The following is a 24,799-nucleotide window of genomic DNA, read 5'->3' on the forward strand; positions in this document are numbered from 1 at the left end:
GATTATCTGCTAACTGCAGGATCGTTCAAGTCTTCTTAAACGATCGGCATTAGACGACATTCGTCAGCCTTTTTTATTGCCGATTAAAAGCCCACCGCCTCTATCTTTACGCCAATCCACCACATCGTCATTCCCAAGAGGGAGGAACGACTGAGTTGGGAATCTATAGCGGTTTCAGTGATCTACAGACAAGCTCAATTCTGAGAGCTGTCGCAAAAAATTTTCACCTGTCGACTTTACTGTATAAAGAAACAGTATATACTGAGCTTATATACAGTATTGTTCAGTTATACAGGTAAATAAAAATGCTGGCTCATTTAAGTGTTAATAATTTCGCTATTGTTAAGTCTTTACAGCTAGAACTCTCTAAAGGCATGACAACAATCACCGGGGAAACTGGTGCGGGTAAATCTATCGCTATCGATGCTTTAGGCTTATGCCTTGGAGGAAGATCCGATGCAGGAATGGTTCGACAAGGTGAAGAAAAAACCGAAGTCAGTGCCGCTTTTTTACTTGAGAACAATCTGCATGCTACCCGCTGGTTAGAAGACAACGAATTGCTTGATGGCAGTGAGTGCATCCTGCGCAGAACCATCTCAAAAGAAGGTCGTTCTCGTGCATTCATCAACGGTAGCCCTGTCCCTCTTTCGCAATTGAAATCGCTAGGACAACTGCTGATCAACATCCATGGTCAACACGCGCATCACCAGTTGATGAAAAGCGATTACCAAATGGCCATGCTTGATCAATACGCAGGCCACTTGAACCTATTGAAATCGACACGTAATGCTTATCAAGCCTGGCGACAAGCGGATAACCACTTAAAAGAGTTACGTGAAAATAGCCAGCAAAACCAAGCTCAAAAACAACTTCTTGAATACCAAATCAAAGAGTTAAATGAGCTGTCTATTGGGGAGGAAGAATATGAAGACCTCGAACAAGAGCATAAGCGCCTCTCCAATAGCGGAGAACTGGCCACAACCTGTCAGCAAGCTATCGAGCTTATTTATGAAGGCGAAGAAGTTAATGCGCTTGGTATTCTGCAATCGGCCAATAACTCCTTAATTCAGCTAGCTGAGCTAGATGAAAGATTGGCCGAGTTACCGAACTTGCTTTCTGAAGCCATTATTCAGATCGAAGAGACCAACAACGAGTTAAGAACCTACCTAGACAGCATTGATGTTGATCCCGGTCGTATGGCTTACGTTGAGGAGCGTTTCTCTAAAGTGATGTCGATGTCTCGTAAACACCACGTGTTACCTGAAGAGCTGTATAATCACCATCAAGACTTACTACAACAAGTTGAAGCGCTTGATTGCTCTGATGAAAAATTAGAAGAACTGGCAAACGAGGTGGAAAACCAATACCAATCGTTCGTTGCTAAATCAGAGAAGCTTCATAAATCTCGAACTCGTTACGCAAAAGAGCTCAACAAGCTGATCACGCAAAGCATGCACGAACTGAGCATGGAAAAAGCGCAGTTTGCCATTGAAGTGAACAACACCAACACACACCCTTCTCCATTGGGTATGGATAACGTGACCTTCATTGTTTCGACCAACCCAGGCCAACCGATGCAGCCGATTGCGAAAGTGGCCTCTGGTGGTGAGTTATCACGAATCTCACTGGCGATTCAGGTGATCACAGCGCAAAAAGTGGATACACCAAGCCTGATTTTCGATGAAGTCGATGTGGGTATCAGTGGACCAACCGCTGCGGTTGTCGGAAAAATGCTACGTAAGCTGGGCGAATCGACACAAGTTATGTGCGTGACTCACTTACCTCAAGTTGCCGGTTGCGGTCACCAACAACTTTTTGTAGCGAAGAACACGAAATCAGGTAAAACCGAGACTCAAATGCACACGCTTGATGAGCAACAACGCGTTTCAGAGCTTGCTCGACTGCTTGGTGGCAGCCAGATTACCGAATCGACGCTTGCCAATGCAAAAGAGTTATTAATCGCAGCATAGGTTACATATTCAGCAACTTTCTGATAATTTACCGAAAATTCTTGGCAATTTTGCAACTTAATTCAAAATTGCCAGTCATAACAAGCTCAAAGCGCAAGGAGCTTTTTACTTCTTGCTGGAGCTTGTTTATTATCAGGCAGTATTTTAGCGAAGAAAGATCTCAAACTATGCGAATTAAAAAGTGGTTAGTTGCAGTTCCACTTGCACTAACAATGTTGACCGGTTGCTCTCTATTAGAGAAGTTGGTTTATCGAATTGACATCAATCAGGGTAACTATGTTGAACAGGAAGCTGTCGATCAGCTCAAGTTTGGCATGACAAAAACACAAGTTCGTTACGTTATGGGCTCACCTATGCTTATCGAAAATGGCTACCCAGATACGTGGTACTACATTTACCACCACACAAAAGGCCATGAAGACTCGATTCAAAAAAATCTTGTTGTTAACTTTGATGCAACGGGCACCTTAGTGACGATCAATGGTGATTTTGAAGCCAGTGATGAATTCTTCGAAAGCCTTCGCTAGCTTTCAACTAACAAAGCTTTCCAGTCAAAAGCAAGAATCGCAAAAGCCTGCTCATATGAGCAGGCTTTTTAATATCTGCTAACAAATGAGACTGTAGACTGTATTGTCTAACAAACAGATGAAAAAAAGCTCGCTAATGCGAGCTTCTTTATCATTCAAATTTGTTTGGTATTACGATTTAGCCGCCGCTTTCGCTTGTTCAGCACGCTTACGGCGAATCTCTTTTGGATCGGCTAACAGTGCACGGTAGATTTCGATACGGTCTTTATCACGAACCGTCGCATCTAGCTTAACGTTACGGCTGAACACGCCAACCTTATTTTTCGCTAAGTCGATTTCTGGATACAGTTCCAAAACACCAGACTGCGCAATAATCTCTTCCACAGTCGCGTTTTTGTTCACCACCAAGGTAAACACACGCTGTTCGTGCGGAAGCGCAAACACAACCTCTACGTGGATCATATCTGATTCAATAGTCATGGCTTAGTAAACCTGTTTCGCGCGTTGAGTAAAAGCACTGACCATATTGCTCGTCAGCTCATTGAAAACCTTACCAAATGCCATTTCAATCATTCGGCTAGAGAATTCAAACTCCAACTTAAGCTCAACCTTACACGCTTGCTCATCGAGCGGAGTAAAATACCAGCCCCCCTCCAGCTTCTTAAACGGGCCATCTACCAGCTCCATTAAAATTTCAGCACCATCCGCCATTCGATTCGACGTAGTGAATGTTTTACTGATACCAGCTTTAGAGACATCAACCGAAGCCACCATCGCGGAATCCGAAGATTCGATCACACGAGAACCAGAACATCCTGGCAAAAACTCAGGATAACGAGCAACATCATTGACCAAGCTGAACATCTGGTCGGCACTAAAAGACACTAATGCTGAACGAGTAACCTTTGGCATATAGACTCCTGTTAAAGACAGCGTTACATTAACACAAACTGCAATTTTAATTGTATTGGGCCAGAGCGCAAATAAAAAGGATTCCCCATCTAGGGCGCATTCCGTATAATGAGGCCATTATGGCAAAGAATAAATCAAAATCAAAAGCCGGTAGTAATACCATTGCGCTTAATAAGAAAGCTCGCCACGAATATTTCATCGATGATGAGATAGAAGCGGGGCTTGAGCTACAAGGCTGGGAAGTAAAATCCCTACGTGAAGGCAAAACCAATATCGCAGAAAGCTACGTATACATCCGAGATGGCGAAGCATTCATCAGTGGTATGACGATTACTCCGCTAACTCAAGCGAGTACTCATATCGTGGCGAACCCAACACGTATCCGTAAACTATTAATGTCGAGAAAAGAACTCGACAACCTTATCGGTCGTATTAACCGTGAAGGCATGACGCTTGTCGCAACCGCACTTTACTGGTCTCGCTCTTGGGCGAAGATTAAAGTTGGCGTAGCGAAAGGTAAAAAGCTGCACGATAAACGTACTGATATGAAAGAAAAAGATTGGGCGAGAGATAAAGCACGAATTATGAAGAGTAATTTGCGTTAATTTTAAGCACTTAAACGCACAGTGCTAGACAGGGTAAGCTTTTCTGGTACTATGCAAATAACACTTGGGGCTGATTTAGGATTCGACAGGAATTTTGAAGTCTGAGGTGCATGCCGTGGGGCGGTTGGCCACGTTAAAAGCCGCAAAAAAATAGTCGCAAACGACGAAAACTACGCACTAGCAGCTTAATAACCTGCTCAGAGCTCTCTTACCCTAGCTTCCGCTCGTAAGACGGGGACCAATAAGAGATCAAACCCAAACTAGCTAGCGTGGCTTCTCCCACCTGAGAGGAAAAGCGCGAATTATAATTCAGGTTAGCCTTTAACTAGCGTGTCGGTTCGCAGGTTGCTGGTGAAATTAAAGATCGACTAAGCATGTAGTACCAATGATGAATGATTTTTGGACGCGGGTTCAACTCCCGCCAGCTCCACCAAACGTTTGGAAAGGGCGGTAAGTCACTGATTTACCGCCCTTTTTGTATCTAAAACTTCGATATTAGGCTGTTTGTACTACGTTTTGGTACTAAAGCATGCACTATTTATCTATCTCGAAATCCGGTATTTGGCAGTTCCGATATCAGATCCCCTCTGAGCATCGACATCGGTTTAATGGATTCCATGAGATCAAGCGCTCGCTGAAAACATCCAACAAAGACAAAGCTATTCTTTTGGCGTTAGAGCTAGAGATACAGGTTCGTCGTACCATTTTAGCGCCAACTACCAACGCAACATCACCTCAAGTAAAACCTCTCAACCAAGATAAAACACACACCGCAACGAAAGCCAAACAAACTAAAACGCTGTCTCCTGAAAAGATACTGGAACGCTTTTGTCTCTACAAAGCCCAACATATATCGCCAAAGGCCGTCGGAATGCTGAAAGCTAAGTGCCAAACCGCTCTAGGGTTAATAGGAAAGGCAAGCCTTACCGATATACGGAGAGGTAATGCCGAGGATGCAGTGCGCCTCTTACGAATGTATCCCGTAAATATGAGAAAGCACGCCCAATTTAAGGGGCTAACGGCAAAGGGAGCGATTGAACTCAATAAGAGCCTTGATATGCCGACACTGAGCGAAGAGTCCGTAAAAGATTACTGCCAAAAAATGTCAGGCTTCTTCGAGTGGTGTCTCTTAAACGAACTCACCGATATCAACACATTCAAAGAAATCCGCTTTCGAAAACAGCGCAAAGACAGTGAAGCCAAAAACGCATATACGAAAACAGACTTACAAAAAATCTTTAGTTCCGAGATTCATACTAAGCGACAGTTCAAACACCCCTACTACTATTGGCTACCACTTCTTGCAAGTCTAACGGGTGCCAGACTGAATGAACTCTGCCAGCTTTACAAATCGGACGTTCGCCAACGGCGATGGGATATGGGTTATTGAAATCGATGACAAGTACGAAGGGCAGAAACTCAAAAACTTAACGAGCCGTCGTGTGATTCCAATTCACCGACAATTAATAGAACTAGGCTTCATTGATTACCTGCATTCAGTTAAACACGAACGTGTTTTTCCTGAGCTGAAGGACTCACGAGATGGTTTTGGTGGCGCCGCCTCTAAGTGGTATGGCCGATTTAAAACCAAGCTCGGCTTTAGTAGAGGCCATGATTTCCATTCTTTTAGGCATACCGTTGCTACGCAGTTCAAACGAAAGCAGGTTTCACATATTGCCGCTGGTGCAATCTTAGGCCACACCTTAAACAACATTACCTACGATCGTTACGGAAAAGAGCTAGATGTTAGTCAGCTTCAAGAGGTAATTAACCTGATTGAGATAGAAGCAATTGTAAAATTGCTCAATATAACGCCACCAACCTAAGAAAATCGGGTAAATCGTAAAAAAGCCTTAGTTTTGGGCGTGATTTCACGCCCAAATTTCACCACAAAATCCTTACAAAACAGATAGTTAACAAAATCAGTAAAGGGAATATTTCTTGATTTATGTTTTCCCAATGAAAAACAACAACTTACAGTGAAGAAGTGCGGCATTTACAGCCATCCCCCCTTTTACTTACATTAATTGAAGACGCATTAATTAAGTAAAAAAGGATAAATAATGTCTATAGCAACTTCAGCCTCAGCCTCAGCCTCAAACGAAGTAATCGGGCAAGAGCAATTAAGTAAAATAGAACTTATGCCTTATTACAACGGAAAGTGGCACCGCTACTCGGAATCAGAACGACGTCACTATGGTCACCAACAGCGTGAACACCTTAGCCAAATCTGGCACAAAACATGGATTTCAAAAACTGGATTAAAGCAGTGCCACAACTGGACTGACTCTATGATAAAAAACTTCCTTGAAGGAAAAGAACAAGATGCAGGGAAAATTAAAGCTTATAAACGCACTCTTATAGCAAGAGTCGAGAAAACCAAAAAATTTCAAGTGGCAATGGCTGAGCGTGTTGCTCGACAGAAGAAAAAGAAGGTGTAAATGTAAAGTTCAAACTTCGGTTCAACTCCCAAACAGGGAGCTGAATCCAGTTAACTGAGTGTAAGTTAGAGGAACCGACTAGAGCGCAGCTAATCTATGACTATCAACTCACTGTAGAGGAAGAACTCTCCAACATGCTTAATTCAGAGGCTATTTTTGAGCTGTTAGATAAGAACATACAGGTATCAGCTAAGAAAACACATCCCAAGCTAAGATGACAAAGTGTGAGTGGCTTTAGAAAGGAGGCTGCTGTGACCTTTCGGTCGACAATAGCCTTCCCTAATTAGCGTTGTTACTTAAACAAAATAGTTGTTTATAACTATGGTTCAATATTCAACGAATCAAATGGTTGGCCAGCGGGATTTTGCTTACTGTACATAGTGCGTAAAACTCGCTCTGCATTTTTATCAAACGCAGGGCCGTTTCCGAACCCGTCAAAGTGATTACCCATTCCCAGAGCATGCGCAAGCTCATGTAAACTCACGTCATTACTCGCGATTGTCGTACAACCCGGATCAGCAGGGGATTCACTATCAATACTTATCCATGCATACCCCCCATTCCACTTGGTTTTATCTATACCATAATCGTTGCCTACAGCATAAGAAGCAAGGCTGTTACTGTATGGCGCGTTTGAAACTGTCCCCGCACTACAGCTTCCTAATACTGTTCCTTGGCTCCAAATGAATCCCCAATCTGTAGGCATATCTGAGTAGTCGATCTCAAAAAATGGATCATCTCTTTCTATTTCAAGTGAGACAATTCCTTTTCTATCAAATATTTGATACCCAATGATCTCTTCAGCTTTGTTTAAGGCGTACTCAAAGCGAGGGTCTTTTGCGTCTAAATAATAAACAGGTATAAGCTCACCAGTATCTCTAAACCTAGTTAGAGCAGGGTATTCTGGTGATGCACTGCCATCAGCAAAACAAAACTTGGAGCTGCAAAATTCTCTATAATCATCTGAAATAAGATAACCCCAAGAGCCATATACGTTTCTAGTACAAGGATAGCCTTCTGCTAGGTTAGTGCACTCAACAAGTGCTGAGATTTCTGATTCTGAAAGTGTTTTTTCCTTATCATCGTCGTCGCAGCCAGAAATGACTATACAGCTTAATAATAAGAGGATGTACTTTTTCATTTTTTACCTTTCAATGTATGTTGCGGACACCTAATAATTTGATACCAACTATTAGAATTAAACATTGGGTGTATATTAATTTATAGTTACACAGTGACACAAAAATAAATTTGCAAATATTTGTTTCTAAATGATTTTTTGATAAACCATGCAAATAAAACGTTGTCGATTAAGATTATTTTGTGATACTAAATTTCATTCTGATTTGGAGGGTACTGTTCGCAATCACTGGCACACGCGGAGCTTTTCAATATTTTCTAAGAGAACAGAAAGTTGGATATCATGATAAACCGCTCCCCCTATTGGGAAAGCCCATAAAAAGTAGCTCAACTAACTCTAAAAACAAGACACGAGTTCAACTCCCAAACAGGGAGCTGAACTGGCGTCCTTAATTTAGGATAATAGACTTCCATCTTGATACTGGCCTTATATGGTACTAAGATGAGGTACTAAAGGGTTAATCTCAAAAACCACAAACACCCTAACCTATTGAAGTCACTGTTTTTTAAGGCAGTTGAAGGCGACTCCCGCCAGCTCCACCAAACGTTTGGAAACAGCGTTATTTCAATAGGTTAGCGCCTTTTGGGATAGCGCTGTTTTTGTATGGGTGCCACAGTAAAGTGCCACACTTCATAAAGTCTATTCTCTTCCTTTCCCCTATTCAACACCTTGCATTATCATAATAACCTAACTATCTGAGTGTAAGGCGATTATCAATGGAAATAGGTATTGTTCTATCTCCTCAATTTGAGTATCCAGAAACAGGTGGGGCTTTATTTCGTTCTGCTACTGATGATTTTGAGTTACGTAAGTACCTACTTTATTGGGATAAGATTGAAGTTCCTAAATGCTCCTCGATAGAGTTTGATTGCTGGCAGTTCCAAGAACTAGAAAAAGCTGGTGCGTTACAACGAACTCGACATGGAGAAAAACCTCGCTCGCTTGGAATGCGCATGGAACAAAGCAGTGTGATTAATGTATCTAACTTTATGACTGCTGAGATTGTTGATTGCACTGATGTAACCCTAAGCAAAAAGGCTGGAGATGAAATCCTTGCTTCACATGAAGCAATTTTTAAACAGCTCAATGAAGCACATCCAGGCTTATGGTCTAAGGCTCAAATCTCGGATAGCATTCTCACCACAACTCCTGTAGATAAAGAGAGTATTGAACTGGAGCTTCACGGTTTACTACCCGTCCCTACTGTTAGCACACACTTCGATTCTATACTTGAATTTAAGTACAAGCATCATGATGAACTGCTCGCGTTCCGTAGTTACCTAGATGAACTCTACCAGTCAGTGCTAACTGCTGGTGACATACCTAGAGCAAAAAATACCGCAATGATTAAGCTGGAAGCTTCCATTAGAGATGTCAATCGCACCTTAGAACAGTCCAAAATAGACATTAGTGTCGATAGCCTTCGCTCTGTGATTTCAGATACAACTGGTATCCTAGGCTTAACTCTTGCTGCACTAGGTACAGCATCGCAATTTGGTTTTGACCCGTTAAAAGCTGGCTTAGCTGGTGCAGCAATAGGAATTGCACCAAAACTAATACGCCAATCATCCGACTCCACTCCAGCGGAACTCATGTACCTCAAGAGCGTGAGAAGAGAGTTTAAACCAGCTTAATACTCTCTAGCGTCAAGGAGCCGATACAGTGTCGCACGACCTATTCCTAACTCCTTGGCTGCTTTAGCTTTAGGTACACCGTTATCCAATAGCTTCTGCACATCCTCTTTCGTCACCTGTGCTTTCGGTCTACCTATGTGTTTACCAGCTGCCTTCGCTGCTGCTATCCCCTCAGCCTGACGCTCTTTAATCAATTCCCTTTCCATCTGTGCCACTGCTGCGAGTATCCCTAGTACACCTTTCTGCGCTGCACTCATTACACCATCGAATCTCATTCCTTCCTTGTGGAACTGTACCGATACACCTTTCTGGTTCATCTGCTCCACCAGCCCTACAGCATCACCTGCACCGCTACGACAGATACGGTCTAGGCTGTGAACATGCAGCACATCACCATCCCTGACATAATCCAAGCACGCCTGTAGCTGTGGTCTGTCTACTGTCTTAGCTGATACCTTTTCCTCGAACACCTTATCCAGTTTCACATCTGCTAACTGTCTGCTGGTGGACTGCTCTGCTGTACTAACTCGAATGTAACCTACGTTCGCCATGCTTACTCCTAGTGTCTCAAAACCTCTTAACACTTACAGGATTACATGTATCAAAACTCTAAGTCAATGCTTTTGAGACAACCTTAGATACAGTCTCATAAGGTATAGTTTTTTATATATCCAGAGTCGCTCTATGAAACTTACCGCACTGCTTAAAAAGCACCTGAGCTAGGACTTTTTACCTCTAAATAAAACCAGGCAATAACAAGTTAAAAATAAAAACCATCATGCCACGCAAAAACAAGAACATAACACCACCAAACAAGCCAAAAACCAACTTAAAATTGACATTATATGCTTAATTAGTGATATTTTATGCCAATCTTAATTATAGCTAAAAACTGACAATGAGCACGACAACCACAACATCGGATACCATCCAAAATAAGACATGGAAAATGCCAGATACTCTGGTGCTAATTTTCTTTATCGCGTTGCTTGCGACTGCAATGACATATGTCATACCTGCAGGCATGTTTGAAACACAAGACATCAGCTATGTTTCTGATGGTGCAGAGAAAACTCGTACCGTTCTAGATCCAGCTTCATTTGCCTATCACACCGACCCCCAAGGCAACCCGATTTACAATACTGTCGGACTATTCGCCAGCGGTGGTGATATCGGCTTAATGAACTTCGTATTTGAAGGTTTAGTGTCTGGATCTAAGTGGGGTTCAGCAATCGGCGTTATCATGTTTATGCTTGTGATTGGCGGTGCTTTCGGCATTGTGATGCGCACAGGTACTATTGATAACGGTATCTTGCGTCTCATAGACAAAACCAAGGGCAGTCAATCTCTTTTCATTCCAGTATTATTTGCACTGTTCTCGCTCGGTGGGGCTGTATTTGGTATGGGTGAAGAAGCCGTCGCCTTTGCCATTATTATCGTGCCGCTAATGGTACGTATTGGCTATGATGGTATTACTACGGTAATGGTGACGTACGTAGCGACTCAGATTGGTTTTGCTGCTTCTTGGATGAACCCATTTTCTGTTGCTGTTGCCCAAGGCATTGCTGGTGTACCTGTCTTATCTGGGGCATCGGTGCGTATCGCTCTATGGGTTTTCTTCACCGCGCTCGGCATCGCTTTTACGATGTGGTATGCGAATTCGGTAAAGAAAGACCCTTCGAAATCTTACAGTAAAGCTGGTGATGTTTACTTCAAGAAGCAACAAGGAGACTTGACTCAATCACGTTGGAATATCGGCGATACGTTGGTGATTCTCACCGTGATAGCGAGCATGACCTGGGTTATTTGGGGTGTAGTGGTTCACGCATGGTACATTCCTGAAATTGCCTCTCAGTTTTTCACTATGGGATTTGTTGCTGGCTTAATCGGTGTTATTTTCCGATTAAATGATATGACCATCAACGACATGGCCGATTCATTTAAGGAAGGCGCAAGTGTGATGCTAGCGCCCGCTATTCTTGTGGGTAGTGCTAAAGGTATCTTGCTGATTTTAGGCGGCGGCAGCGATGCAACCGAGCCAAGCGTACTGAATTCAATCTTAAGCAGTGCGGGCGGTGTGATTAGTGCATTGCCAGAAGCGATGGCTGCTTGGCTGATGTTCGCCTTCCAAGCTATTTTCAACTTCTTTGTAACGTCAGGATCAGGGCAGGCAGCTCTAACGATGCCATTAATGGCGCCACTCGCCGATTTAGCAGGTGTGACTCGTCAAGTCGCGGTTTTAGCATTCCAGCTAGGTGATGGCTTTACCAATATCATCGTCCCAACATCAGCTTCTTTGATGGCAACACTAGGTGTATGCCGCATTGACTGGGGTGATTGGGCAAAATTCTGCTGGCGCTTTATCGTGCTGCTATTCTGCTTGTCGAGCGTTATTATTGTTGCGGCTCACCTGCTGGGTTTTGCATAACAGCGCCTTTCAATATTTACGTGTATCTCAATGGGCAGTTTACTGCCCATTTTTAATCACAGCTTTCAATAACAATCATCCAACACAGACTCAGAATAGATTGTGAACCAGAGACAAAGGAAACTAGTGTGAGAAAAACTACTTATACCAATGATGTTCTAAATGGACACCCTGTAATATCTCAACTCAATGTTGATGACTTACCGATGGGATGCCATCGTTTCTGGTTTGAGGCACAAACTAACGGTGTTGGTCAAAATCATCATTTACCTGTGGTCGTCTATCGCGGTGAGCAAAGTCAAAATGCTCGCAAAATAATGGTAACGGCAGGCGTTCATGGTGATGAATTAAATGGAGTTATTACCGCACAGAAGGTCATTCAAAAGCTCGTAAACGAGGAGATACACGGCACAGTCATCATTATTCCGATGATTAATGTGTCAGGTATGTTGATGCACAGCCGAGATTTTATTTCATCGGATCCGGATGCATCCCCAGCAAACCTTAACCGTATATTCCCTGGAAACCCGAACGGTGATGCCTCACAACGTTTTACACATTCAATTTGGCAGAACCTACTCAGCCATAATGCGGATCTTGCTATCGATCTGCATACCCAAACTCGCGGAGCAGAGTATCCTTTGTATGTCTTTGCCGATTATCGAATCCCCGCAGCAATCAAAATGGCTCGATTGATCAATCCTGACTGTATTTTTGATGATCCAGGTGATGATGGCGTTTTAGAAACGCAGCTCAATAAAAGTGGTACGCCCGCTATCACCGTCGAGGTTGGTTCTGGAAAGGTTTTACAACCCGACCTCATTGAGCGTTCAGTGAATGGCGTGATGAATATCCTGCACTCGGAAAATATCATCTCTACAAAGATAGATCAGCCTCACTATGCCTGCTTTGAAGGCAAAGAAACGGTGACCATTAGAGCCAATGTCGGTGGTTTCGCTCTCCCTCAAGTTAAGGTCAGTGAATCAGTACAATCAAAACAATTGATTTCAATTCAATATGATAGTTTTGGTTCTGAGAAACAACGTTATTACGCCCCTGCTGATGGCTATGTACTCAGTGTCAATCAAGATCCGATGCGTGAACCGGGCGCTTTGTTAGTCAGACTATTGAAGTAACACGTCACTTCATCAAATGGCTCTTTACTGATGGCATTTGAGTCGTTAACCCATATTGTGAAAAGGGGATAACTCGGCAGAGCTATCCCCTTATTATTACTTATAAATATTAATCACTTACTGTGATCGGTATGACTATGATTAGTATTACTGCTGAGAAAGCCCAGTACCACTGCGCCAACCATGACTGCACAAACAATGGCAAATAGACGTGTCATTTGTGCCGAGAGGGACGCAGATCCTGGGTGGCTGATGATCTGATAAGCCAAGGTCGTAAAATTAGTAAACAAGAGCTGATAAATCGTCAGATTCGCCTGCCGCCTGATAGCAAAACACGCAAGTTGCAAACCACACACCAAACTCACGCCATAAATAACCAAGATTGGAGCGCCTGACACCATCATGATCATCACAGGTAACGTAAACAGAATGCCAACGCCAGTGGTGACAAGCTTGTTTCGGCTGAATGTACGGTGGTCGTGATTCGATGGGCTTTTCAACATACTGCCAAGCGTAATCGCAATCAACATCGTTTGTGACACCGAATTTCCTACCAAAATCGCCAGCACAACCACAACCGCGGTCGCTTTAAATGCAACCATGATATAGTCACCAGTAGTGGGCGCATCGGAAACGGCCGCAGTCGGAAGGACATTCACTTCATCCCCCGGGAACAACCAGAACCCCAAGTAAGTGACGATCAAAGCTATCACCAGCTTTTCAAAGAACAATAGGGGCAATCCCGCCATTGGGAGATGCATCTGCTTGTTGACCACCACCATCACGATGACCACGATAATGGTCAGTGTCGCGATGATATCTTTTGTATTCTGATGGCTACGCTGATAACTCCAGAACAGCAATAGCCAGCAATAGAGGACAAAACCGGTTGGCGAGTCGACCAATACACTACCAAAAAACACCACACCAAAGCTGATTAAGATTAATGCAACAATCACCTTTAATATTAAATTAATCGGTGGTTTGGATGGCATCAATGTCATGAACATCACAACAAATATGGGCGACAAAACAGCGAGTATCTGCCCACTTTGTTGATGGTAGAACAATAGCGAAAGCGGCAGCAACACCAATCGAATAATGGAGTTAGCTGAGCTATGAAACATAAGTCCACACGCTTAGAATTCTCATCCAAAGCTGAGCAAGCCACTCACCTGGGGTACTTTGCTCTGTCATGACAGCCACTGTGGCTTGTGAACCAAAACGAATGTTGCTTGGAACCTCACCATGATCAAACACAATATTGACTGGGTAGCGCTGCGCGGCAATAGAATTGGTGTCTGAATTTAAAAAGCCAGTCTCTTGGTCAGTGCTATTACTGCCACCCGTTCCCCAACCAATGCTATCAACCGTGCCGTATAGCACTCGCCCCGGTAACGCATCCAATACGATCTCAACTCTTTGCCCGACTTGTATATGCTCTAGCGAGTTTTCTCTGTATAACGCAGATATCCACACCTCTCGCGGATCAACAAAGGTCAAAACAGGTGAGCCTGCGGTTGCTCGCTGGCCTACCGTCAGTTGTAGGTTACTCACCACGCCATGAGAAGGAGCCATCACTTGGGTTTTCTGTAAGTTGAGCTGAGCCTGCTCAAGGGCTGCAATCGCCGCCAACACTTGTGGATTATCACTCCCTTCTGGCCCTAACGCTTGTTTTGCCTGAACCAAAGAGGCTTCTGCGGCTTTCAATGACGCTTCAGCACGATCACGATTCTCTATGGCGTTGTCTAATTCAGAGCGGCTAACCAGCCCTTTACTGGCGAGTTCACTCACTCGACTCGCTTGCTCTCGAGAATTATCCCGAGCCGCAACCGCCTCGGTCACTTTCGCTTGTGCAACGTTAACCGCCGCTGTGCTTGCGCCAATATTTTGGCCTACTTGAGCAAGATTCGCTTCAGCGGAACGCAAACTGATCTGATAGTTTCGAGCATCAATTTCAAACAACACTTGGTTCGTTTCAACGACCTGATTATTTTCAGTTTGCACAGACGTGATATTGCCAGAAACTTCAGGAGCAATACGCACAATATAAGAGTGAACACGGGCGATCCCCGTCATTGGTGTGACGCGGTCGGCCCACAAACTGTAAAGCCACACTACTAAAATAACCGAAATAATAATTAAACTAAGCTTACGCGAAGATTTTTCTGCTTTTGACATGCTCTCTCTCTCGATCCGACAGCACGATTTACTCGCCTGCCGAATACGATGTTTTAAAAATTAAAGTGAATTCCACTTCATTGTAGTCTAGTCGATCTGTCTCTTGAGTAAAAACAAACGATTACTTGAAATATTGTCACGGCAACAATCATCAATTAACAATCAACAAAAAGCCACACATCCCATTAATGAAATGTGTGGCTGTTTAGATCTGTTCTGCTACGAACTTAGATAAGTTTAGGGGTTACTCCATATCACCTAACAAGTAATCTTCATCGCTGCTCACTACTGCGCCGTGCTTCAAGAAGTTCTTACCTAGGATCATGCTGTATTCGAAGCGAGAACGGTCTTGAAGGTTTACCCTCACCTCTTTCTCTAGGTCTCCGAGCTTAACCTTCATTTCTACCACAGGGCGAATGTTCACCTTCTCGCCTTTCTTGGCTTTGATACGCATTACATCAATCACTGGCTTGGTGAAATCTTGCTTATCGCCTTGGTTGTTTTGATAGGTAAAACTCACCATGTCTTGGCCGTCTTTCTTAAATCGTTTGATGTTGACTGCGTTCATTGAGCTTACATCGGCACCTGTGTCGAGCTTGGCCGGGAACTTCATGCCGTTCACTTCAACGACTTCGATGTGCCCTACTTTAAACAAAGGTTCAGCCTTCAGAAGGTAATCAGAACGTGTATTAACGTAAACGCCTTCTTTTGCCATCTTCTTGCCTAAAATAAAGTACGCTTCTTTCTCATTTGTATTGAGCACGTCGATGGCAAACTCTTGCGTACGAACGTTTCCAGAGACCGCAAACTCACCACTCACTACCGGACGAGTATCATCACCGACTTTAAGCTTCTTAATAATTGGCTTGGTCACCTTCTGCTTCTCACCGTTTACATCCGTAAGGTAAAATTCAACGGAGGCATCTTTGCCTTTACCTGTCATTTCAAAACTGTCGACCTTCAACAAAGGCGTGTTGACAGTGAATGAGGCAACGGCCTTTAGAGGGAAGTCATCAAGGGTGATGTCCTCTTCTGGAGAAATAACCAAAGGTTCACTCTTTTTAGCAACATCACTAAAGCTCTCTGAACCTTCTGATAAAATATTCTCAGCACTGGTGTCTATCATGAAGAGCTCGCTGGCGGTGTTGGTTCCAAATCTCAACTGCGACTCACTACTCGAGCGCTCACGTAGGTACACCAGAACGTCTTTTGTGGTGTTTTCATCGAGTTGAACAGGCACATACACCAAAGGTCTCTTCTTACCGCTCACGCTTAACATACGAACCAACGGCAATGTCATCTCTTTTTGCTTGCCGCCGTTGTCGAACATATCAAACGTCACTTCTTTGTTCTTTTTGTCTATGTCGATGTCTTTTGCATGCAAAATGCTGTAGCGGTTCTTTAAAGAGAAAGTCGCATTTATCGCCATTCCCGAGATAGAAACCACCTCTTTACGGCCTACCACCGTTGCGTTTTCTTGCTCTTGCAAGTAGTCATAACCAGCAAAGACCAGAGCGTTGTCCGCAAGGAAGGTTTTTCCGATCAATACTGGCGCAGAGAAGTGGCTTCTGTCGGTCAGGTTAACGTCTGTTTTTAGCTCTTGGTCTGCAATGGTAAGCGACATTTTTACGGTAGGGCGAAGCAAAGGCGTGCTGCTGGTGCGGCTGCGTATCATGCTGACACGCTCTAAAGGCGCTTCGATTAATACCATGTCTCCCGTCCGCGGGTTTTGAACCTTAAAAGACACCACAGCCTCATATTTCGCAAAGGTACTGCCATCCCAATCATCGTAATCAACATCGGAATTGTTCAACAGGTCTTCGGTTAACGCCGCCATCAACTCTTGGTCTTTGAGATTTTGGTAATCGGGATTAGAGCTCTTCACATGAATGTCTTCAGCATGCATAGAAGTGGTTTCCGCACCGGTATCAATTTTACCAATGAAAGGAACGTCTTTTAGCCCTTGAACGCTAGATAGGTACACGTTCTCAGTGCGACCTAATACCGACTTACCATCGAGTTCGTAAGTGGGATTTTGAGTGGTAGGTGAAGTGTCAGTAGCCAAAGTGTATTGTGAAAAAAGTAGAGTGCTTAAAAGAGTTAGAGCCAAAGGTATCTTTTTCATTAGTTGGTCCGTTGTGATCAGTTCACTAATAATACTGGCGTTTGCGCGAAGAGTTCCCCCACCAGCAATGGTTCTCACATAACGTTAACGCTATGAGTTTTTAAATGACAAACCGATGACTTTGCGCTGCATTCGCTTATCGATTATTGACTAATGGATACCCAATAACCTTTTCAATGCTCGGTGTTCTATTGAAGAAATGAATACAAAAAAGGCCAACGACGAGCGCTGACCTTAGCTATTCAAAACACACCTGAAGCGAGTTTAACTTGCTAAAACACAAACGGTTCTAGATAAACATAGCACTAAAAAGTCCCGACTGTTTTCTTTGCACAGATAGCTCGAGCTTTTTCTGCGTCCTCACCTTTATTTTTGAGATAGCACTGTCGATAAGATTTGACGTAGCGCTCAAATAACACCTCGGCTTCAGGTTGTGGTTTAGAGAGCAGTTGGTTAACGAACTTTCTTGATCCAACCTCAAAATGCTGAGTATCGATTGGGCTATTCCAATCCCCTCCCCAGATCATAAATCCGTGATGGGCAAACAGCTCCACCACATCTTCAGCCATGCCGCGGCGTTCAATTTCATCACGAGCACGAAAACGAGTACGGTTCACATAACGAGTCGCAGATTGTGAAGGCTTTACCGTGATTCTTCCGTTGCTATCAAACTCTAAGAAAGGGTTTTGAACTGGGTTGATGTCGATTGCCACACCATAGGCATGTTTCGACCAACCTCCTCCGCCTGTAATAGGACGAGCGTTAAAGGCGCTGCTGTTGTTCGCATCCATTGAGGCGCTATCATCACCTCTGAATTCACGCATTAGGCGAGCGGAATGAAGAGGAAAATTGCGCTGTTTGAGCTCTGAAAAGATTTGTTCAACAGCAGGCGCAATAACATCAAGCACGATCATATTGCCCTGTTGCGTTTCCCCTTTGAAACTAATGAAATCGAAATCCACTTTGGATAGTCGCTCACAACCAACGGGCGCACCACTACTCAAGACATTGTTCTTTTTCATCATGTCGCATTGCCATTGAGATATAGGAGCGACTTGGGCATAACTCACTGCACTGAGCACAGTGGCCAGACAGCCGACAATAAAACGTTTCATATCAAAAACTCAAAATAGTAAGAGTGAAAAGTAGCAGATGTTGGAAAATAGCATATTAAGCCAAGTTGAGCGCACGCTTTGTTAGCGTGTTTTGTTCCAGTAAACAATCTCTCTAACTCGTCCGTTCTGATCCTTGTCAGCTTCTCCACCAACATCAGAAAGTTCAGGTAAGGTCGATAATTGCGGAGCGTAATAGGCAACTAACATAAGTACGAACGCATCGTAAATATCGTCTATCGCGGCGTCTTTACGTTTGGTATTTGAAATGGCCAACGACAAGCGGTCACACCATTGAGGGGATAGCTGCTGAATAATAGAAAGCCGTTCCTCTTTGCCTTCTTGCGTTCGTTTTGAAAACGTCAGCGGTTCGTCTTTCAATGCTGCAAACACCACTTCAGGATGTGATTCCCTGATAGAAAGATTGGGATGAGTTTCAATGAGCTCATCAAGCTCGCGAATCTTGGGCACAATTCCCCAAGTCTGTTTAGAAAACTTCTTATCAAGCTGCTCCACATTGGCACTGCACGCCGCAATGTAATCGGTTTGGTAAACCGCCTCACGACACGGAACCGGAAACACCGAAGAACCACGTTTGCTGGTTAGAAAACGCCTTGCTGCTTTGTCACACAAGCGATCTGGAGTTTGTGCATCACTAAAACCAATAGGCATATCGATAAGCGCCGTTGAACCGATAAGATCACTCGCTAGCTCATCGAGGGTGTTTACCACTTTAAACGCAGGTATCTCATTGTCAGAGACAATCCAAGCGATCCAACCCGACTTGCAGCCATCAATTCCGATGTATTTCATTATGTTCTCGATGATTAGTTTGTTGAAGGTTATTTGGGATAACTAGCCCACTTAATGATCAGTGCCACTCACTAATCAGCAGTCTGCTTTTTACACCACGTACCTGCAAGCCCATTGCATCGAACACCTCTTCAAAGTCTCGACACTGCGCAGGGATGTTAGGTAACGAAAGCGCGGCTTCTGAAAAGAATTGTTGTTCAAAATGAGCCGAATCGTTCCAAGCGAGTTGCCACCACTCTAGAATCCTCGACTTAGACGAGCGCAGCTTTTCAGCCGTAGGAACTTTATCACTTTTACTTAAGTTCTCTTTGCTTGTAGTAGGAAAGAGGTTCCACTTATCGTTGTTTGGCCAGTAAGCGAAAGGCAAACAGTGATCAACGTGATACTCATTTTTTAATGATTTTCCACTCCACACGCTGACAATGTCGGCACGATCAGATCTAAGTTGCTCGACACGTTTACGCACATCGCGAGTATCATGGTTTTGATCGATCCATACCAAGCAGTCGTGATAAGTCTGTAGTGAAATGCTTCGCTGTCGGTTCAACTCGAAACGCTGCATCTCCATGACCCATTGATTCACCACCAGCGGTTCAATCCACGAGTGGTAGATTCTAAAGCACTCCCACAGGCTTTCATCGAGAGTAAAATAACCAAAACTTTCTAAGAACTCACTATCAATGACCAGTGATTCTCGGCTCTTCCGTCGTTTGTGAGGTGGGTATATATCGAATAGTCGGTTGTCTTTCGAGCCTTGATAAATGAAAGTCACAGGTCCTGATTTAATGGTACTGATAGTTTGTGAAAATAGCTTTTGTAGAGCCTTGGCTTCATCGCCGAGAAACATAGCGCCTATCGCTAGATCATCAGCACTTAAGTGTTTGAGTTTATTCCAACCATCCTCTTTTACAAACCCAAGTCCCTTCGTTGTGTTGCTATTTTGCTGAATCCCAGCGCCTTCTATGTCGATATCAATCAGTCGCTTAAACTGCCTAACCCAATACAGAGCAACCAAGCCCACTGGTAGAGAAATTTTCCCATCAGTTCGATCAATCACAGCGCCTGAATGCGCATCAGCAATTCGCAGTAATGTTCTCAACAAAGCCAACTTGTATGTGGCCGACTTGTTGTCATTCACAATAATGTGGCGCACCTTGTTCAAATCACCGGAGCCATCGTCTGGCAAGGTCATCACCACGGTTTGCCACCACACTTCACTGCGGTTCAATGTATCTTGGCTATCATCAACATGACGAACCAACAAGGCGCTGTTTTTTGATAAACGCTCGAGCTCTTCAACCGAGACTTCATAGCCTTGTCGACTGTCTTGAAACTCCCCATGACGCAGAGTGATCACCAACTTGCCATTTGGAGCTAGCAAGTTAGACAACTTTCTAAATGCGCGCTCTCGATGAGACGGGGCTAAGTGCATCCAAACCGCACTCACCAATATCAAGTCAAAACGCATTCCGAGGTTTTCAGTGCGGCTAAGCGAAGGCAGTGAATCATCAATCCAGGTAACACTTGGGCCTGTATATTTCGAGCCTTGTTCGCGTAATGAAGCACTTGGTTCTATCGCAATAACATCAGATCCGGCCTTGTGCATCCATAGCGCATCACGACCGCATCCAGCACCGACATCGAGTACTTTATCGCCCACTAAAGGCCAATAAGCTTGCCAGCTTTTATGCACCGTCTCGAAGGTCACTGAGTTGTACTGCTGGCAAAGTGTGTGAGCATTTTTATCGTAAAAAGGAATCGATGAGGACATATGCGCTATTGGAGTAAGGAGTCTATCTCAATAGTAATGGGGAGCTTAGGCGATTGCTAGCAGCTCATGTAAGTTCAGCCACACCGAGCAATATTTATCGTTAGTGACTGTTTTATATCAATATCCACCTAATGAGTGCATCAGGCGAATCAGTCTCGTCAGCAAAACAAAAACAAACAAGGTGCAAGCTGACGTGCGAACAGAGATAATTGTTTGAAGATGATTAACTCGCCTCAAACCCCCAGCCGATAAAAGACTAATGACCACATACTCGTATATAGACATTCCATTCAACCTGCGCCACACCTGTTGGTTTTGTGGTGAACCTTCCAGTAACCTTGTTGAATTTCCTAAGACAACACAGGCAGTTGCCAAGATTGGCCATTCACCGATAGCACTGCCCGCTTGTAATGAGTGTGCGAGAGTTAACTATTCAAAGAATCTGACCTCAATTTGGTCTGTGCGCGATCAGATAAAACACACTCTGATAGACAAGTACGCTAAGCACCTTGGCATCGGTGAGAACTGGACAGAGCAAGAGCTTATTGATTCTGATTTCTCGGGTTCGACGCTCGGTGGGTTTGGGCGCAGCGCTTGGAAGATGTATCAAATCGCCAAACAACGCGTCGATTATAAAGGCTGGCCTTTGTCGGTTGATGACATCCCACTTGAGGTATACGACGAAACCAGTGGCTTTGAGTTTGACGGTACTCGTTATGCCTCAATCAATTCATGTATCGACTATTTCACCAAGGCAGCAGGCGTAGACAAAGAGCTGTTGTCGCAGCTTGTCGACATCGTTTCATCAGAAAGGTTTAGCTACGCACTGCGAATCACCAAGCTGAACAAGAATGTCTCTAATACCAAGCGCTCGGAGATCGTCGAAGAGGTGCTGCAACAGGAGTCTGAACAAGAAGAGATACTGCTTGAGCAAGCTAATTCAATGTTTAACCCAAACGTCGAAGAGGTGAATATTTCAGGCTCAATAGCGCCTGTGTTTGCTATTCAGTGGGCCCTGGCTAACAAGGTTAAAGATTTAGCCCACCTTTGTGCTCTCGAAGATGAGTATTTTGACTATTTCGAGCACCTCGGCGGCCCTGCAGCTTTCATGTCCTATAACGGCCTACAACTCTATTTAGAGTCGCGTCAAGATCCTGAATGGGTAGAAGAGTTGGATCCAAATAAACAGTATTGGTGAACATGCCTCGCTACTGGTGAACACGTGTAAGCTCGATAATCGTGTCAAACACCCATTGTTAGTCCTTGTTTTATATAAAGATCTAAAAACAGAACCCTATAACAGTTAATTGTTGCAATTCGGTTAAATAGAGTGAAAACTTCAAGCATCTAAAACTATTTAATCACTGCCATCTTGCGGTGAGTAAGGAGTGAATTGTGCTTGCTGTTCTTCGTATTATTTTGGCTACGGTGTTTATTATTTTCACCACTCTATGTGCTTTTGTTTACTGCTTGTTTAGCCCCAAGAACCCCAAGCATGTGTACGTTTTCTGTCGTTGGTTCAACCAACTCCAAAAGATCATCGGTGTAAAACTGGTGCAGCGCGGCCTAGACAATGCCCCAACACCAGAAAACAGCGTCTACATCTCTAACCACCAAAGCATATTGGACTTTGTGACCGATCCAGGAATGCTAAGACCGCGCACCGTTTCATTGGGCAAGCGCGATTTGTTGTACGTGCCTTTCTTTGGCCTGCTGTATTGGATCACCGGTAACATCATGATTAACCGCGAAGATAAGTCCAAAGCACGCGATACCATCAAACAAGTGGCGGAAGCGATTCATCAGAGAGATCTGTCTGTTTGGGTTTACCCGGAAGGAACCCGTAGTAAAGGGCGTGGACTATTGCCATTCAAAACGGGCGCTTTCCGAATGGCAATCGAAGCTGGTGTGCCTATCACCCCGATGTGTACCAGCACCACGCACAATAAGATCGACTTGAATCGAGCCAATAATGGCATTGTGATCACCGAGATGCTGGAACCTATCGATGTATCCGGATACAAGCTTAGCGACGCAAGAGAGCTGGCCAATCGCTGTCACGCACTCATGGCAGAGAAAATAGCAGAGCTTGATGCCGAAGTGGCTCGTTTAGAGGCGCAGCAAAAACCAGAGTTGGATTCAGACCGTTCTTCTACGAACTAACTCGCAACGAAACCACTGAGTCATCGCTCAGTTACTTAAAAAGACACTCAACGATCGCAACTCTCATTGTTCTTGTTTTACTTGCTGGCGCTTATCCGCAAAATAAAAACAGGCGTTAACGGCTTTATAGAGCAATGGGAGCAAACGATGGAAGTGATTCACCATGGTGGCAAACATACTGTCACAGGATCTTGTCACGAGCTAAGAGATTCAGGCCAAGCGGTGCTCATCGATTGTGGCCTTTTTCAAGGTTTAGATCTTCAAGGTAAAAAGCTTCAAGGTGCGGACACTCGCCCTCTTGATATTGAATTTGAAACATCCCACCTCAACGCTCTGCTGCTGACCCATACTCACATTGATCATATTGGCCGATTACCTTGGTTACTCGCCAGTGGGTTTAACCAACCGATTTATTGCACGCAAGCCACCGCTGAACTCGCCCCTTTAATGATTGAGGATGGCTTAAAGCTGCAAGGACTCAGTAATAAACAGTCGAAGCTTATACTCAAAAAGATTCATTCATTAATTACTCCCAAGCCTTACGGGGAATGGTTTCCAATCACGTCTAAACAGCAAAACAACGGAAAGGATCATGATAGGCCAAATACTCTGTATGCTCGCTTTCAACCTGCGGGGCACATCTTAGGTTCTGCCTATATCGAGATTAAGTTACCCAACCAAGAGGTGGTAGTCTTCTCTGGCGATTTGGGCCCAAGTAACACACCACTACTGCCCGATCCTAAGCCACCACGACAAGCCGACTATCTGTTTATCGAATCCACTTATGGCACCACTACTCATGATGATATCGCTACGCGAGCTGAGCGCCTCAAAGCAATCATTGATCGTTCACTGCTCGACGGTGGCGTTATTCTAATTCCGGCCTTCAGTATCGGCAGAACTCAGGAACTGCTGTTTGATATCGAGCACCTGATCTTTGAGCATCAACTCAGTAGCGATATTCCTATTATTCTCGATTCTCCGATGGCTCAGAAAGTGACACGTTCATACCGACGCTTTAAAGAGTTGTGGGGACAAGAAGCAAAGCAGCGTCTTGAACTGGAACGCCACCCACTCGCTTTTGAGCAGTGCATTACCGTTGATGGACATAGAATGCACAAGAAAATCGTGAATCGCCTCAAGTCGACAGGTGAACCCGCGATTGTGGTCGCAGCTTCTGGAATGTGTCAGGGCGGCAGGATAATGAACTACTTATCAGCCTTGCTTCCCGATAAACGAACCGATGTGATTTTAGCTGGCTATCAAGCGCACGGGACGCTCGGACGAGAGCTGCAACAAGGCGAAATGCAGGTTTTTATTGATAACAAAGACGTTGAGGTTAACGCTCAAATTCATGGCATGTCTGGCTATTCTGCCCATGCTGATAAAGAAGATCTCTACCGATTTATAGAGGGCATCGCGACTCCACCGAAAGAGGTGCATTTGATTCACGGCGAGCCAAATACTCAGTCTGAATTCGCTAAAGAATTACAGGCGCGAGGGTTCGTGGTTGTTTGAAACAGGCATCAAATTAACAACTTTTACTAGGTAGATATTAAAGCCTCAATTATCAAACCTTCAAAAGCCATAGTCTCTTAGACCTGCTAGCTCACCCAATGTAGGTGATATATTCCAACCTACTTATCTCACCATCCATATGTCAGCCGTTTATGCTAAGCGGCTTTAACCGCTGTTTTGCGCAATTTCGTTTCTTATGCGCATCTCAAGATCCCCTTTCTGTATTAATCACTATTTATTCACTTTGCAAAACACCAGAAAAACACAACCAGTTGCATAGGTAATTAAATAGAACGATTATCGAATTAGCACTAAGCATTAA

The 24,799-nt window shown here is 44.1% G+C and carries 22 protein-coding genes and 1 other RNA gene; 13 read left to right on the plus strand and 10 right to left on the minus strand.

Annotated elements, in window-relative coordinates; genetic code table 11:
* The first annotated feature begins 305 nt into the window (after positions 1 to 305).
* Together recN and bamE are read left to right on the plus strand one after the other, a co-directional pair.
* Positions 306 to 1,970, plus strand: coding sequence for a DNA repair protein RecN (gene recN, locus AB6E30_RS20595; RefSeq protein WP_372105056.1), 1,665 nt, complete (start codon positions 306 to 308; stop codon positions 1,968 to 1,970).
* Positions 1,971 to 2,137: 167 nt separating this feature from the next.
* Complete coding sequence (bamE, locus tag AB6E30_RS20600) at positions 2,138 to 2,497, plus strand: outer membrane protein assembly factor BamE (protein WP_010438918.1); 360 nt, start codon at positions 2,138 to 2,140, stop codon at positions 2,495 to 2,497.
* 171 nt (positions 2,498 to 2,668) lie between these two features.
* Here bamE and AB6E30_RS20605 read toward each other — a convergent pair whose 3' ends face one another.
* The gene (locus AB6E30_RS20605) at positions 2,669 to 2,977 is read right to left on the minus strand and encodes an RnfH family protein (RefSeq protein WP_017069541.1); all 309 of its coding nucleotides are present in this window, start codon (positions 2,975 to 2,977) and stop codon (positions 2,669 to 2,671) included.
* 3 nt (positions 2,978 to 2,980) lie between these two features.
* Positions 2,981 to 3,409, minus strand: coding sequence for an SRPBCC family protein (locus AB6E30_RS20610; RefSeq protein ID WP_372105058.1), 429 nt, complete (start codon positions 3,407 to 3,409; stop codon positions 2,981 to 2,983).
* 119 nt (positions 3,410 to 3,528) lie between these two features.
* Between AB6E30_RS20610 and smpB the strand changes: the two genes are divergently transcribed.
* The 5 genes from smpB to AB6E30_RS20635 all read left to right on the plus strand — a co-directional run bounded on the left by smpB (position 3,529) and on the right by AB6E30_RS20635 (position 6,455).
* Positions 3,529 to 4,014: an SsrA-binding protein SmpB gene (smpB, locus tag AB6E30_RS20615; RefSeq protein ID WP_004735156.1), complete on the plus strand. Its 486-nt coding sequence runs from the start codon at positions 3,529 to 3,531 to the stop codon at positions 4,012 to 4,014.
* 66 nt (positions 4,015 to 4,080) lie between these two features.
* Positions 4,081 to 4,447, plus strand: a transfer-messenger RNA (tmRNA) gene (gene ssrA, locus AB6E30_RS20620).
* A 96-nt stretch (positions 4,448 to 4,543) separates the two neighbouring features.
* Positions 4,544 to 5,404, plus strand: coding sequence for a DUF6538 domain-containing protein (locus AB6E30_RS20625; protein WP_372105060.1), 861 nt, complete (start codon positions 4,544 to 4,546; stop codon positions 5,402 to 5,404).
* Complete coding sequence (locus tag AB6E30_RS20630) at positions 5,343 to 5,840, plus strand: hypothetical protein (RefSeq protein ID WP_372105062.1); 498 nt, start codon at positions 5,343 to 5,345, stop codon at positions 5,838 to 5,840. Before AB6E30_RS20625 ends, AB6E30_RS20630 begins: the two co-directional genes overlap by 62 nt.
* 237 nt (positions 5,841 to 6,077) lie before the next feature.
* Positions 6,078 to 6,455: a hypothetical protein gene (locus AB6E30_RS20635; protein WP_372105064.1), complete on the plus strand. Its 378-nt coding sequence runs from the start codon at positions 6,078 to 6,080 to the stop codon at positions 6,453 to 6,455.
* Between the two features lie 319 nt (positions 6,456 to 6,774).
* Here the strand turns inward: AB6E30_RS20635 and AB6E30_RS20640 are convergent, their stop codons facing one another.
* Positions 6,775 to 7,596: a hypothetical protein gene (locus AB6E30_RS20640; RefSeq protein ID WP_372105065.1), complete on the minus strand. Its 822-nt coding sequence runs from the start codon at positions 7,594 to 7,596 to the stop codon at positions 6,775 to 6,777.
* 716 nt (positions 7,597 to 8,312) lie between these two features.
* Here AB6E30_RS20640 and AB6E30_RS20645 point away from each other — a divergent pair.
* Positions 8,313 to 9,230 (plus strand): DUF6236 family protein, encoded by a 918-nt coding sequence (locus AB6E30_RS20645; protein WP_372105067.1) that lies wholly within the window; start codon positions 8,313 to 8,315, stop codon positions 9,228 to 9,230.
* Here the strand turns inward: AB6E30_RS20645 and AB6E30_RS20650 are convergent.
* Entirely contained in the window at positions 9,227 to 9,781 is a 555-nt protein-coding gene (locus AB6E30_RS20650) for a recombinase family protein (RefSeq protein WP_017071865.1), read from the minus strand. The two genes, AB6E30_RS20645 and AB6E30_RS20650, sit on opposite strands and share 4 nt — an antisense overlap.
* Positions 9,782 to 10,179: 398 nt before the next feature.
* On the opposite strand from AB6E30_RS20650, the gene yfcC reads away from it, so the two are divergent.
* Positions 10,180 to 11,658, plus strand: coding sequence for a putative basic amino acid antiporter YfcC (gene yfcC / locus AB6E30_RS20655; protein WP_017071864.1), 1,479 nt, complete (start codon positions 10,180 to 10,182; stop codon positions 11,656 to 11,658).
* A gap of 128 nt (positions 11,659 to 11,786) precedes the next feature.
* Complete coding sequence (locus AB6E30_RS20660; RefSeq protein WP_017059743.1) at positions 11,787 to 12,794, plus strand: succinylglutamate desuccinylase/aspartoacylase family protein; 1,008 nt, start codon at positions 11,787 to 11,789, stop codon at positions 12,792 to 12,794.
* A 113-nt stretch (positions 12,795 to 12,907) separates the two neighbouring features.
* Here AB6E30_RS20660 and AB6E30_RS20665 read toward each other — a convergent pair whose 3' ends face one another.
* From AB6E30_RS20665 to AB6E30_RS20690, 6 genes are all read right to left on the minus strand, one after another.
* Positions 12,908 to 13,921, minus strand: a complete 1,014-nt coding sequence (locus AB6E30_RS20665) for a multidrug DMT transporter permease (RefSeq protein WP_372105069.1) — start codon at positions 13,919 to 13,921, stop codon at positions 12,908 to 12,910.
* Positions 13,911 to 14,975, minus strand: a complete 1,065-nt coding sequence (locus AB6E30_RS20670; RefSeq protein ID WP_017059741.1) for an HlyD family secretion protein — start codon at positions 14,973 to 14,975, stop codon at positions 13,911 to 13,913. Before AB6E30_RS20670 ends, AB6E30_RS20665 begins: the two co-directional genes overlap by 11 nt.
* A 244-nt stretch (positions 14,976 to 15,219) precedes the next feature.
* The gene (locus AB6E30_RS20675) at positions 15,220 to 17,100 is read right to left on the minus strand and encodes a RimK/LysX family protein (RefSeq protein WP_017059740.1); all 1,881 of its coding nucleotides are present in this window, start codon (positions 17,098 to 17,100) and stop codon (positions 15,220 to 15,222) included.
* A gap of 305 nt (positions 17,101 to 17,405) precedes the next feature.
* Positions 17,406 to 18,215 carry a M15 family metallopeptidase gene (locus AB6E30_RS20680; RefSeq protein WP_029235636.1) on the minus strand — a complete coding sequence of 270 codons (810 nt, stop codon included), beginning with the start codon at positions 18,213 to 18,215 and terminating at the stop codon, positions 17,406 to 17,408.
* 81 nt (positions 18,216 to 18,296) lie between these two features.
* Positions 18,297 to 19,025, minus strand: coding sequence for a DUF429 domain-containing protein (locus AB6E30_RS20685; protein WP_017062812.1), 729 nt, complete (start codon positions 19,023 to 19,025; stop codon positions 18,297 to 18,299).
* 58 nt (positions 19,026 to 19,083) lie between these two features.
* Positions 19,084 to 20,796, minus strand: coding sequence for a bifunctional 2-polyprenyl-6-hydroxyphenol methylase/3-demethylubiquinol 3-O-methyltransferase UbiG (locus AB6E30_RS20690; RefSeq protein WP_108162458.1), 1,713 nt, complete (start codon positions 20,794 to 20,796; stop codon positions 19,084 to 19,086).
* A gap of 259 nt (positions 20,797 to 21,055) precedes the next feature.
* Between AB6E30_RS20690 and AB6E30_RS20695 the strand changes: the two genes are divergently transcribed.
* The 3 genes from AB6E30_RS20695 to AB6E30_RS20705 all read left to right on the plus strand — a co-directional run bounded on the left by AB6E30_RS20695 (position 21,056) and on the right by AB6E30_RS20705 (position 24,477).
* A complete protein-coding gene (locus tag AB6E30_RS20695; protein ID WP_372105071.1) occupies positions 21,056 to 21,994 on the plus strand; it encodes a hypothetical protein in 939 nt (312 codons plus the stop codon).
* A gap of 197 nt (positions 21,995 to 22,191) precedes the next feature.
* Positions 22,192 to 22,959 (plus strand): 1-acylglycerol-3-phosphate O-acyltransferase, encoded by a 768-nt coding sequence (locus tag AB6E30_RS20700; RefSeq protein WP_017065917.1) that lies wholly within the window; start codon positions 22,192 to 22,194, stop codon positions 22,957 to 22,959.
* Positions 22,960 to 23,106: 147 nt separating this feature from the next.
* On the plus strand, positions 23,107 to 24,477 hold the full coding sequence (locus AB6E30_RS20705; protein ID WP_372105073.1) for an MBL fold metallo-hydrolase: 1,371 nt from the start codon (positions 23,107 to 23,109) through the stop codon (positions 24,475 to 24,477).
* Positions 24,478 to 24,799: the final 322 nt, after the last annotated feature.

The organism is Vibrio sp. 10N.247.311.12 (genome assembly GCF_041467515.1).
Classification (GTDB): domain Bacteria; phylum Pseudomonadota; class Gammaproteobacteria; order Enterobacterales; family Vibrionaceae; genus Vibrio; species Vibrio crassostreae_C.